Source organism: Halorubrum sp. Ib24 (assembly GCF_002252745.1).
Classification (GTDB): domain Archaea; phylum Halobacteriota; class Halobacteria; order Halobacteriales; family Haloferacaceae; genus Halorubrum.
On record NZ_NHOX01000027.1, the window covers coordinates 63,573 to 75,956 of the forward strand.

The window sequence follows — 12,384 nt, forward strand, 5'->3', positions numbered from 1 at the left end:
GTTTCATCACCGGCCGATCGCGGCCGACGCCCCGGTGCCGTTGACGGAGGCGGATATGCGGGTGTTGTTGCCGCATGACGTGTTGCTGTTGGACGTGTTGGATGAGGTTGGGCCGGCGCCGTTCCGTGACGTGTACGTCCGCGTGAAAGTGTTGCTCTCGGAAACGGCGGTGCGAGAACGCTTGTGGGTGCTGATGGGGTTAGACCGGTTGGTGGCGGGGCGTGATGAGCAGCTCGTCGATCAGGATGCGAAAACGGGAGCGTGGGGGTTCCCGGAAGACGTGGATGAGTCGGCGCGGGGGTACGTGCCGGGCGACCGCGCGTTAGCGTTGCAACGCGCTGAAGACGAGCTCGTCAGGCGTGCGCTCGACCGCGGGTGTGACCGGGAGTTAGTCGCATCGGTGTTCGGGGTGACGCGGCGGAACACGTTTCATAAGCAGTACAGGGCGACAGCATACGCGTTTCCGCTCGACGAATTCGATCGTGGTGGGCGGCCAGCCGGCAGTGATGATGAGGTGAGCGAGGGCGAGGACGGTGTGCCGGTGTGGAATGATGGGGCGGTGCCGGATGGTGATCTGGGTCGCGTGGAGACGTGGGGTGGGGAGCCGGATGAGATGTACGGGGATGTGAGTGAGTTGTTGAATGGGGACGGGTCGATGTAGCGGGGCAGTCGGTTGTGGTCGATTGAGAGGTGCTTGTTGTGTTAACTGGTGGGTAGGATACGGGAACTACGGTATTGGTCTTCGAGTGACTGTAGAATCGGGCGGAAACGGGGGTTGTGTGTGACTGGAAACCCGGTGATGACCTGTTTACCCGCGTGTTTCAAGTTAGTGCACGGGCAATTTGGAGTATGGGAATCGTCCAGGACGCTGAACACAGTGACGGTGCGCCGACAATCGAGGGGACGGGAATCCGTGTCAAAGATATCGCGTCGGCGTACGAACACAGCGGGTACGATCCTGACGAGATTACACAGCTGTACCCTGATTGTAGTCTTAGTGATGTGCATCGGGCGCTTGCGTACTATTACGATCATATCGATGACTTCCGGTCGGCGTCGTCGGAACCGGCATCCGTATGACACGGCCGCTGTACTGTGACGAGAGTATTTGGCTGCCGGTTGCTGACGGGCTCCGCAGACGCGGGTGGACGGTTCACACCGCCCGAGATGAAGGCACGCTTGGTGACCCAGACCGCGAGCAGTTGCGGTACGCAGTCGCAAACGAGTGGGTGCTCCTGACATTCGATGACGATTTTTTGACGCTCGTCGAAGGCCAGGGGCTGGAACATCGGGGCGTGATTTACGTACAGCAGGCGGGACGGCAGATAGGCGATGTCGTGAAAGTCGTTGATGAGCACCTACAGAACCGATCCGAAGACGACCAGTCGATTCAGTACGTGTAGTCTATCAGTCATTCCGTGACAGGAGATCGCCGATACTGAGCGGTGGATGGTGTGAAACGCGTTCGTTCGGGAGCATTCGATAAATCCGAGTGGTCATCCTCAGGAGAGGTATCGATCGGTTGGTTCAAATGGATTCGATCGTGGTGGGCGGCCAGTGGAACGTGATGCCGAGTCGAACGAGGTGGGAGCAGTCGTGGCGGCGTGGAGTGATGTGGAGGTGCCGGACGGTGACTTAGGTCGCGTGGAGATGTGGGGTGGGGAGCCGCATGCGGTGTAGAGCGATGTGAGTTGTTGAACGGGGACGGGTCGATGTAGCGGCTGGGGAGTGGTTCCCGGCTCTGGTGAACCAGTCAGTACTTGGTAGGACGTGTGTGTGCTGGTGGAGAGCGTGGAGGCAGTGAGCTGTGTGTTTGACCGAATCTTTATTGTCAGTAGTTTGTAAGTAGTGGTATGGTAGCACTCACCGATGGTGATCGACAGCAGCTTCGAGCCGAATTTGACCGTCACCTCGATGTCGGTCTGCATCACGGCGCGCAACTCGCGGTCTACGTTGACGGAGATCTCGTCGTGGATTTCGCCGGCGGGACGACCGGTCCGGATGGGAATGAAACTACTGCAGAAACGCGTCATCTCATCTTTTCGTGTACGAAACCGTACGCGGGCGTTGGCCTGCATCAACTCATTGAGCAAGGCGTGGCCGCGTACGACGACCCGGTTGTCGAGCATTGGCCCGGGTTCGCCGACGACGGGACGCAGAAAGCCGAGATCACCATTCGACAGGTGCTGAGCCACACTGCCGGGATTCCGTTCGGCGATTTCGACGACCAGCCCGAACAATGGGGTGACTGGGACGCAGTCGTTCAGGCCATGGAAGACATCGATCCGGTGTTCGATCCGGGCGAGCAACCGGCGTATCACACGTTCAACTACGGCTGGGTCGTCGGTGAACTCATTCACCGTTTGTCCGGGCAGCACGTCGATGAGTATGTCGCTGAACACGTGTTTGACCCGTTAGGAATGGACCGCTCGTCGATCGGACTTGGCCCGGACGAGAAGGATGATGTCGCTACCCTCGCCGGATTCGAGATGTTCGATCGGTGCCGCGACCCCGGTGAGGGGTTAGGTATCCCGGCGTCCGAATCCGCGGCAGCGTTCAACGACGAAGCTGTTCGACGGGCTGTTATCCCGGCGGCAAACGGGATTAGCACTGCGCGAGACATGGCGCGGTTTTACGCGTGCATGGCCAACGGCGGTGAACTTGACGACACGCGCCTGCTCGATGAGGAGACGGTTGCCGAAGCGACTCGGACCCACGCCGAAACAGAGTCTGACAGAACACTCTCGCGACCGGCCCGGTATGCGCTCGGGTTTTGGACTGGCGGATTAGCAAATGACATGTTCGGATCGTTCAGCCGCGAGCGGATGTTCGGTCATGCCGGGCTCGGGAGTATTTTCGGCTGGGGTGACCCGGAACTGAACGTCGGCTTCGCATACGTCACCAACGGCATCCGCGAGGAATCGTGGGAGCATGCCGCTCGCGTCAGTGGAATGTCCGATGCCGTCCGATTAGCGCTCCACGAGTAAGGGGTTCAACGCGGCCGTGTTCCTGAGTCGGAGGCGGTTCGCCGCGAACGGTGCTGTGACGGAGTCGTGCCGGGCGGCCGAACAGTAGCGTTGTAACGGCGTGGAAGACGAGCTCGACAGACGCCGTTCGACCGCAGGTGTGACCGGGAGTCCGTTGCGAATGTGTTCGGCGTGTTTGCTGTGAAAAGCTATTCGCGGTGCTGGGTGAACAGCTGCCCACCAGCTATTGAGAGACGGTCGCCTGTCGCTGCTCGCTACTGCTTGAGATGATACTCTTGAATACGATACTTTGAGATATGATTATTCAGAGTATTTTTATTCGGTGCGCGCTGAGTGAGTGGTATGACTGGCTTCGTCAATCGTTCGGATGAGTTGGATCGGCTTCACGGCCTGTTTGACTCGGAGAACGCTGAGCTCGCCGTCGTGTACGGGCCCCGACGACTCGGAAAGACGAGCCTCGTGAAGAAGGCGCTTGAAGACTGGGATAACGCCGTGTTCTATCAGGCGCGCCAGAAGACGCGAGACCTCCAACTGGAGCAGTTCGTTGCGGCTGCGGCAGAGGTGTTTCCCGGTATCGAGGATATTCGTCCCGAGTGGGAGCGACTGTTCAGGTATCTCGGCGACCGGGACGCGATCGTCGTCCTTGACGAGTTCCCGTACTTGATCGAGCAGGACGAAAGCCTTCCGTCCGTGGTACAGGCGTTGTTCGACCACGAGTTCGATGAGTCGGAGACGACGTTCGTGCTGGTCGGGTCGTCGATCAGCATGATGGAGGAGGCGACGCTGCTCGGAGACAGTCCGCTGTACGGGCGGACGTCCCTGACGCTCGACATCCGTGAGTTGTCGTTCGACGCCGCGACAGCGTTTCTGCCGGACGACGCGACGGCCGACGAGGCGGTGCGCGCGTGGAGCGTGTTCGGCGGGGTTCCGTACTACTTGGAGGAGCTTGACGCCGACCGGTCGCTCGGTGAGAACATCCAGGAGACGGTGTTGACTCGTCACGGATCGCTGCGTAACGAACCGGAGTACGTGCTCCGCATGGAGCTGACGGAGCCGACGCGGTACTTCTCGATTCTCGAAGCGATCGCTGGCGGCGCGACCGGGCGCAACGAAATCGCCGGTGCGACGGGGATCGAGTACAACCAGTTATCGACGTACTTGGACCGGTTGTCGCGGCTTCGACTCATCAACCGGCACGTCCCGGTGACTGAGAAACCCGAACGATCTAAACGAAGCCAGTACCGGCTGCGCGACCCGTTGTTCCGGTTCTGGTTCCGGTTCCTGTACGGGAGCGCGGACCGGTACGACCAGTTCGGCGACGACGCGTACGACGGACTCGTCGAACCTGAGTTGGCCGACTTCATCGCGCCGGCGTTTGAGCAACTGTGTTGTGACGCGCTGTGGACGTTGTACGGTGAGACGCCGATCGTCGATGTCGGGCAGTGGTGGTATCAGGACCACGAGATCGACGTTGTCGGACTTACTGACGGCGGGACGATCGTCGTCGGGGAGTGTAAGTATCAGGACGCACCGCTGGACTACGGCGCGCTAGCGTCACTTGAACAGCACGTTGAGGAACTCCGGTGGCAGCCGTCGGGCGGTGGGACGCGAACCCTCGAATACGCGTTATTCTCTCGGGGCGGCTTCACGGACAGCGTTCAGGAAGCCGCCGCCGGACGGAACGATGTGCGGCTCTTCACGATCGACGACGTCGTCGGCGCGCTCAACCGGTGAGCGCGAGGGGGCGTGTGGTTCACTCACCGCCGTCAGTTGGTTCGATGTCGTCCGGGTACGGTTGCTTCCCTGCATCCGGGTCGGGTTCGCCGATGATATCCATGTCGTCCTCGTCGGGGTGTCCTTGTGTCGTCTCCTCGATATCATCCGGGTACGGTTGTTCCCCTGCGTTCGGATCGGGTTCGCCGATAATATCCATGTCCTCGTCCTCGGGATGGCCTTGCGTCGTCTCTTCGATACTATCCGGGTATGGTCGCTCCCCCGCGTTCGAGTCGTCGTTGGTGCCAGGCATGTCTGGTAGGTGAGAGCGGTCAGGTAAGTGTGTGGCCCCAACCGACGGTTCTGTTGAAATACGCTTGTTCAGACGTCAAGTCGAACGAAACGGTCGGTAGATCGGGGTTGTATACTGACTACTACCGGAGCTATCAGTTTTCAGCTGCTCCCCGCTGCGGGCGGAAAGTCAAGTGCTTACCATTGGCGAGGAGACGAGAATGAAGCTGAAGTGCCGGATATCATCCAAGACCGAATGCGACGACGATGATGTACCCCCAAATATTGTTGAGTTGATGTACGAGCCATGCCCCACTCAGGTTATCGAAGCGCAGTCGGACTACCGTCGGAACAATTGCCCACGCACACATCGTGATTATCCCTGCGACGCCGAGTAACGCGACGTGAATAAGCCCGAACGTGAGAATGGTCATTCCACCGGCTACTACCGGGTGGACGCCCCGCCCAAGCAACGCCCCGAGCACCACACCACGGAACAAAACCTCTTCAACGAATGGTGAAACCAATACCGCGCCGAAGACGACTGCTCCGACAACAACTGGATCAGAAAGGGAGTATACGTAGCCACTCATCGTGAGTCCCGCAGCTTGGGTCGCCGCGGTTGAACCGAGATACAACGCTATTCCAATTGGAAAACCAAGCAGCGCCCACGCCAGTTCATCCTTGCTCGGGCGGTCAAACCGGAACGCAACCGCTCGCGCTGCCGGGCTAAATAGGAAGTATACACCGGTAATCGTCAACAGAGAAGCGAGGCCATAGCTGACATTTTTTCCAACAACACCATACTCTGCTCCGGGGACGACAACTTGGTAGACCAGCCCGATACCGATAGCTAACGGTACAGGGAGTGCCGCAGCGATGATCCCAACGGGCAAACGGTCACTAAGTGCCGCCGAGTTACGTTGGGGCCGCCCGTTCAAGATTGCTCTGGGTACCATGATTCACTCCATCTCCATCTGTTTTGAATCGTTTGCCGGTGGTGGGGATCCGGTCTATTTTGGCTTGAATTAGAGTCAGTCATCATTTGAAAGTTGTTTGATTGGTGCGGTAGTATCAACGAATTTCTGGTTAATCAGCCGAGCCATTAGCTACGTTGTCAGCTGCGTCGTGGAACAGCGTATCGCGTTGTATGTGGTAGTAGCCTGCGAGAATCACCGTGGTTAAGACGTGGGACCCCGTGATAGCGCCGAATACTGGGATAACTCCGGTCTTCAGGAGCACTGCAGCGATTCCTGCCAATGGAATCTGGATTGCCCAGTACTGGAGTACTGACGAGCGGAAGCTCACCTCTCCTCGACTGGCACCATTGAATCCGCCTTGTAGAACGTACATCGTGCCGTAGGCCGGATAGCTGAGGGCCAAGAGTCGTAGGAAATCGACCGCAAGGGTGAACGCTGCGCCGCTAAGTTCCGGTGCGAGTACGTTCGTAATACTACTGGCCATCTCCCACTGGACGATGGCGAGGAGGCCGAGAACTCCCGCGAGGATCACTACGCCAGCCCGAGTGGTATCAGCGGCACGTTCCGGTTTCCCGGCACCAAGATTCTGGCCGACGACGCTCTGGGTCGCCGACTGGAACGCTTGCGCGGGGATGGATGCTGCGGAGAAGACGCGTGTGCCGACCGCGTATGCAGCTAGTGCGACGGGACCGCCTGTGAAAAACACGATAACAACCATCACGAGTTCTGCGATGCGGCGGTTCGCCTGTTGAGCGGCCGGTGCGAACCCGCGGTCATAGAGCGCTCGAACTTCGTCGAGATCGATGCGAGTCGCCGTCCGGGACAACACTCCTCCGCTACGCCCCTGTAGAACGAACGCGACGGCGAGTACGAGTCCTGCGGCGAATCCGAGTACAGAGGCGAGCGCCGCCCCGCTGATCCCCATCTCAGGGACCGGCCCGAGACCAAATATCAAGACGGGATCAGCGATGAGGATAGTGGCGACGGTAGCAATACTGATATACAGGGCAGCTCGTGAGTCACCCCTAGCCACGAAAGCGGCTTCAATTGCGTCGCTGGTCGCGGCGAACACGAGGCCAAGCGCGAGAATTCGGATGTAAGTCACTGTAAGCTCGACGACGTTTGCCGGGGTTGGACCGGGACGAATCATAGTTAGGAATCCGACGAGCGTCGGTGTGGCGAGGACGGCACCGCCTCCGATGACGACACTCAGAACTGCTCCGAGGACGACACCGTTGAACGTCGCCCGTTGGGCTGCGCCTTCTTTGTCGGCTCCTACGCGCTGCGAAACAAGTATCATCGTCCCGATGTAGGGGACGCCAATGACGAGGATGAGCAGGAGACTGAATAGCGGCGCGGCGAGACCGACAGCGGCCACTGCGTCACCACCGAGTCGCCCGATCCAGAACAGATCAATTACGAGCGATGCCACTTCCACGACGTTCTGAGCCAACAACGGAATCGACATCAACGCCAGAACGCGGTGTATAGGTTTGGAAGTAACCTCGTCACTTGACAGTTCGAACATAGGAGTAAAACAGGCGATAGAACCACTAATAAGGCCGCTAAAACTCGCTTCCGTAATTAAAATTACACTAAGTGTAGCGGGGTAAGTCCGTGTAAACGGTTAGTACTCACGCGTCAATGTGTACTTCGTATCGAGGTTAAGCGCCGCTGTGAGGTTATCCCACACGCCTCCTGGCGATTATCCGAGGCGGAACAATGAAAGGCATCGTATCCAACTCGAATTCTCGGGATGAGGGACGCGAATACCCGCTGTGTATGTTCCCGGGCCCACAGTAGCGGTCGCGTTGATGAACTCTACTACCTCTCCGAACGTCCACTTCTGAGTTCCACTGGGCAGGAGAGTGAGTCGCCCATTACCGGACGACCGTGCCTCAATTGGCTTCCATCCGGCGGTGGATTTCTTCTTAATCTTACATTGATATGGGTTGAATTCCAGTTCGGTAGATGAGTTATTGTGAAGCGTCAGATCGACTTCGTTTGGTGATTTAGCACCTGTAGGATTTGATGGGACTAGATAGACACTTGCAGCTTCCGGATCAACCGTATGTGAGCAGACAACTGTTTCGGCTTTACTACCGTGCGGTGGGCACTCGTACTCGGAGAGCCGAATTGACGAGGTGGTCTGCGTTCCTTGATCCGGAGCACTGCCTGAGCAGCCTGCGAATCCGACCATCGAGACACCTGTAAGAGCGAGCAATTCCCTTCGTTTCATGGTCTACAAATACCACATTTGGCGGCGGATAAGAGGATTTGTGAGACAGAAACAGTTGTTTAAACGACGAGCGCAGCAGATTCATCTATATCTTCAAGCTTATCGGGACCCCTTTGCTGACTGCTCTACAGAACTCTCCCGAAAAGATAACTCCTGACCCGTCAACCGTACGGTATATGCTCATATCCGACGGAGGGACAGCCGATACCAGCCTTACGTCACAGAAGGCATTCGCCATACTTGGAAACGAGTACCGTGCGGAAATCATCCGGACACTAGGTGACGAACAGGGCACAGAAGGCCCGAGACCGGTTTTATCGTTCTCAGAGTTGTACTCGAAATCCGGCGTTGACATCGGAACGAGCCAGTTCAATTATCACCTCCAGAAGTTGGTCGGCCCGTTCATCGACAAAACTGAAGACGGCTATCGACTACGGTATAGGGCGGTGACGCTGTACCGGACGATTCTCGCTGGCACCTACACCAGGGAAGCCTACATTGAGGACTTCAAAGTGGGCGTTGACTGTTATTACTGTGATGCGCCTATTGAGGCACGATACGCCGACCGGCGGTTTACTATCCTGTGTTCTGAGTGTGGCCAGGAGTACTCCGATACGACGGCCCCACCGAGTATTGACGAGGGTGACCATGATGCCTTACTGAACCGGATGGACCAGTACATCAGGCACCGGATTCTAGCGTTCTCGAAGGGCGTCTGCTCGATATGCGCCAACGAACTCCGCACCCAATTCTTGATCGGTGACGATTTAGCCGTGCCCGGATCCGAACAATTAGACGTGTTCGTTCACCGGTCATGCGACCATTGCGGTGCCCAGCAGTACATGTCGGTCGGGCTCTCACTCCTGTACAATTCCTCGCTGATTGCCTTCTTCCAAGAGCGCGATCTCGATGTCACGACGACGCCCACCTGGGAATTAGAGTTTGCGATGACTGACCGCTTCGTAGATATTCGTTCGTCAGACCCGTGGAAAATAGCACTCTGCGTTGAACAGGGTGGTGATGAGCTGGAACTCGTTGTGGACGGCGATCTTACTGTTCTCGATTGAGGCCCGTTTCGTCGAGCGATTATTCGGAAGTGTCCCGTCGTGAGACTGTACTGATGCCCAGCTTGAGTCCAGAAGTAACCCGGTTTCCCGTACTAAACCTGATTTATTGTACTCTGCCTGAAATATATTCCCCGGCGGGTTGTAGCCGTTCATATGTCTTCAACAGACACGGAGCGACCAACGATAACCCAGTTTACCGACCCGATGTGTACGTGGTGCTGGGGTTCAGAACCCATCATTCGGCGTCTCCGAACCGTACTCGCAGACCAGGTAGAGTTCAGATACGTCATGGGCGGGTTAGTGGAAGATTTCGACGAGTTCTACGACGCGGCCAACGACATCGCAGAACCTAGTGATGTTGCGCCACACTGGGAGGAAGCGTCTCGAATTCACGGAATGCCGGTCGATACGCAGATCTTCGAGACTGATCCAGCACAGTCGACGTACCCCGCAAGCAAGGCATTCACCGCTGCACGCCAACAGGACACCGAACTGGCGAATCGGTATCTGCGCCGCCTTCGTGAGGTGTATGCGACTCAGGTCCGTAACGTCAACCACCGAGAAGAGCAGGTGAAAATCGCAGAGTCAGTCGGCCTCGATGTCGATGAGTTCACGACGGCACTGGATAACGGAACTGCTCAAACAGCATTCGAGCAGGATCTTTCTCGAACCCGCCAAGCGGGAGTTCGGGCGTTCCCGACGTATCACATCGAGGGACCAGCCGGTGAAAAGCAGGTATCCGGGTTCCAGATGTTCGAGGAACTGGTGGCCGCACTGAAGACAGTCGACCCTACCTTGGAACAGTCATCCACCCCGCCGGTGCCGAAATTCATCGCCGAATACGAACCCGTTGCGACGCGGGAAGTCGCTGAAGTGTATGAACTCGATGATGGGAAAGCGCGACAGGTACTGGAATCGTTCGTCGATGACGGATCTGTTCGCCGTGAAGCCCGTGGAAATGGCTTCTTCTGGTATTCGAATAACGGAGGGGATCGCTGATGGGACTGCTCCACAACGGTGAGTGGGAACCCGATGCCACGCGGGACCAGTACGTTCACGACACCTTTGACGAGCACGTCGAGAATTCCGGAGATGCCGAGTTTCCCGCAGAAGCAGGTCGGTACCACCTCTACATTTCCCGGGCCTGCCCGTGGGCGCACAGAACGGCGCTCGCCCGGCGTCTACTCGGTCTCGAAGACGTGATCTCAGTAGACGTCGTCGATCCTGTCCGCCACGAACAAGGCTGGGAGTTCTCCCCAGAGAAGGCGAATTGTACCCCGGATTCGGTACGCGGCCACGACACTCTCTATGAGGTCTACCAAGAGGCTGCCACCGACTACACCGGCCGAGTGACCGTTCCCATCCTCTACGACCGGGAAACCGACACTATCGTCCACGAGGAGTCAGCAGCGATTTCCCTGATGCTCGCCACGGAGTTCGGCGATTACGCGTCGAAATCGAGGGATCTTTACTCTGAGTCCCTCCGAGAGGAAATCGACGAGGCTATCGAAGACATCCACACCTCGATCAACAGTGGCGTCTACCGGGCCGGATTCGCCGACTCGCAGGCCGCCTATGAAGAGGCCGTGCAGGAACTCTTTGATGCGATGTCTCGATGGGACGAGATCCTTTCCACTCGCCGATACGTCGTTGGGGACCAGCTCACCCTTGCAGACGTTTTTCTCTTCCCGACGCTGTATCGGTTCGACGCTGTCTACCACACTCACTTCAAGTGTAACGTCCGTCGGCTAATCGACTTCGACCACCTCTGGGCCTACGCCCGAGACATCTACCAAACGGATGGGGTTCCCAAGACCTGTAACATGAACCACGTCAAGGAACACTACTATCGCAGTCACGATGATATCAATCCAACCGGATTCGTCCCGGTAGGGCCCGAACTGAATTGGGAAACCCCGCATGAACGAGGCGAGTTATCCAACGAACCTACTGCGATTAACGAGGCAAACACATGACTGATGCGCTCAACCCCGGCCTGGAAGGTATCGCTGTTGCGGAAACGCGCCTGAGTCAGATCAACGGTGAACAGGGGAACCTGACCATTCGAGGGTTCCCAATAGACGAACTCGCCGATAACGCGCGCTACGAGGAGACGGTCTTCCTCCTGCTGAACGGCCGGCTACCGACTTCGACGGAATATACCGACTTCAGGGACGAGCTGTCGTCACACCGACAGATTAGTGAGGAGGTTCAGGCTGTTCTCCGGCGTGCGGCCCGAGAGGAGAAGCCGGCAATGGATGCCCTCCGGATGGGCGTCGCCGCAGCGAACCTCGGCGTTACAGAGCAAGGTCAAGGTGAGGACGTCCGACGAGTGATCGCGGTTTTTCCCACTATTGTAGCGACGTACTGGCGATACCGTCAGGGAAAAGAACCGGTCACTCCCCGCGACGACCTGGGACATACGGCGAATTACCTCTATATGCTCACGGGCGAGGAACCGTCCGAAGCCCAAGTTGCCGGGCTCGAAACCTATGTTAATACTGTCGCCGACCACGGATTGAATGCGTCCACATTCAGCGCACGCGTGGTCGTCTCTACAGGATCGGATCTCGTCTCTGCGGCGACGGCTGCGGTCGGGACGCTCAAGGGCCCCCTCCACGGGGGTGCACCTGGTCCGGTTCTGGAAATGCTTCGGGAAGTGTATGAAACAGGCGATGCAGAAGGGCATGTCCGCGAAACGCTGGACGCTGGAGAGCGCCTGATGGGATTCGGCCACCGCGTGTATCGCGCACGTGACCCGAGGGCAGCTGTACTCGAATCAGCTGCGAAGCGCTTCTACATCGAAGGCGGCGACGCCGACTTCTTCGATGCTGCTCAAGAGTTCGAGGATATCGCTACTGACCTGTTATCGGAACACATGCCTGATCGGCAGTTAGAGACAAATGTAGAGTTCTACACCGCCATCCTACTCGACGGCGTCGGTATTCCGAAAGACCTCTTCACGGCCACGTTCGCTGTCTCCCGGGTCGGTGGCTGGATGGCTCACGCACTGGAACAGTTGGATGACAATCGGCTGATCCGACCTTCTTCTCACTACATCGGTGACACACAACGGTCGTGGACACCAGTTGATGAACGGTAACGTG

General features: G+C 57.7%; 12 protein-coding genes. 9 read left to right on the forward strand and 3 right to left on the reverse strand.

All coding sequences use genetic code 11. The features are described from left to right. Positions 1-55 precede the first annotated feature (55 nt). From DJ82_RS06795 to DJ82_RS06815, 5 genes are all read left to right on the forward strand, one after another. Complete coding sequence (locus DJ82_RS06795; RefSeq protein WP_241881449.1) at positions 56-661, forward strand: hypothetical protein; 606 nt, start codon at positions 56-58, stop codon at positions 659-661. A 188-nt stretch (positions 662-849) separates the two neighbouring features. After that, positions 850-1,080: a DUF433 domain-containing protein gene (locus DJ82_RS06800; protein WP_094581391.1), complete on the forward strand. Its 231-nt coding sequence runs from the start codon at positions 850-852 to the stop codon at positions 1,078-1,080. Continuing rightward, positions 1,077-1,403 carry a DUF5615 family PIN-like protein gene (locus tag DJ82_RS15700; protein ID WP_094581392.1) on the forward strand — a complete coding sequence of 109 codons (327 nt, stop codon included), beginning with the start codon at positions 1,077-1,079 and terminating at the stop codon, positions 1,401-1,403. Before DJ82_RS06800 ends, DJ82_RS15700 begins: the two co-directional genes overlap by 4 nt. Before the next feature lie 450 nt (positions 1,404-1,853). Continuing rightward, positions 1,854-2,987, forward strand: coding sequence for a serine hydrolase (locus DJ82_RS06810; protein WP_094581393.1), 1,134 nt, complete (start codon positions 1,854-1,856; stop codon positions 2,985-2,987). Positions 2,988-3,329: 342 nt separating this feature from the next. Next, the gene (locus tag DJ82_RS06815; RefSeq protein ID WP_094581394.1) at positions 3,330-4,721 is read left to right on the forward strand and encodes an ATP-binding protein; all 1,392 of its coding nucleotides are present in this window, start codon (positions 3,330-3,332) and stop codon (positions 4,719-4,721) included. Positions 4,722-4,740: 19 nt separating this feature from the next. On the opposite strand, the gene DJ82_RS06820 is transcribed toward DJ82_RS06815, so the two are convergent. The 3 genes from DJ82_RS06820 to DJ82_RS06830 form a co-directional block, all read right to left on the reverse strand. Next, a complete protein-coding gene (locus DJ82_RS06820) occupies positions 4,741-5,013 on the reverse strand; it encodes a hypothetical protein (RefSeq protein WP_094581395.1) in 273 nt (90 codons plus the stop codon). A 220-nt stretch (positions 5,014-5,233) separates the two neighbouring features. Beyond that, a complete protein-coding gene (locus DJ82_RS06825; RefSeq protein WP_158217284.1) occupies positions 5,234-5,887 on the reverse strand; it encodes a CPBP family intramembrane glutamic endopeptidase in 654 nt (217 codons plus the stop codon). Between the two features lie 193 nt (positions 5,888-6,080). After that, a complete protein-coding gene (locus tag DJ82_RS06830; protein WP_094581397.1) occupies positions 6,081-7,499 on the reverse strand; it encodes an MATE family efflux transporter in 1,419 nt (472 codons plus the stop codon). Positions 7,500-8,386: 887 nt separating this feature from the next. On the opposite strand from DJ82_RS06830, the gene DJ82_RS06835 reads away from it, so the two are divergent. The 4 genes from DJ82_RS06835 (at position 8,387) to DJ82_RS06850 (ending at position 12,380) form a co-directional block, all read left to right on the forward strand. Further along, positions 8,387-9,277 (forward strand): helix-turn-helix transcriptional regulator, encoded by an 891-nt coding sequence (locus tag DJ82_RS06835; protein WP_094581398.1) that lies wholly within the window; start codon positions 8,387-8,389, stop codon positions 9,275-9,277. Between the two features lie 153 nt (positions 9,278-9,430). Beyond that, a complete protein-coding gene (locus tag DJ82_RS06840; RefSeq protein WP_094581399.1) occupies positions 9,431-10,276 on the forward strand; it encodes a DsbA family protein in 846 nt (281 codons plus the stop codon). Then, the gene (locus DJ82_RS06845) at positions 10,276-11,253 is read left to right on the forward strand and encodes a glutathione S-transferase family protein (protein ID WP_094581400.1); all 978 of its coding nucleotides are present in this window, start codon (positions 10,276-10,278) and stop codon (positions 11,251-11,253) included. Before DJ82_RS06840 ends, DJ82_RS06845 begins: the two co-directional genes overlap by 1 nt. After that, the gene (locus DJ82_RS06850) at positions 11,250-12,380 is read left to right on the forward strand and encodes a citrate synthase/methylcitrate synthase (RefSeq protein ID WP_094581401.1); all 1,131 of its coding nucleotides are present in this window, start codon (positions 11,250-11,252) and stop codon (positions 12,378-12,380) included. The genes DJ82_RS06845 and DJ82_RS06850 overlap by 4 nt, the downstream gene beginning before the upstream one ends. The last annotated feature ends 4 nt before the right edge of the window (positions 12,381-12,384 follow it).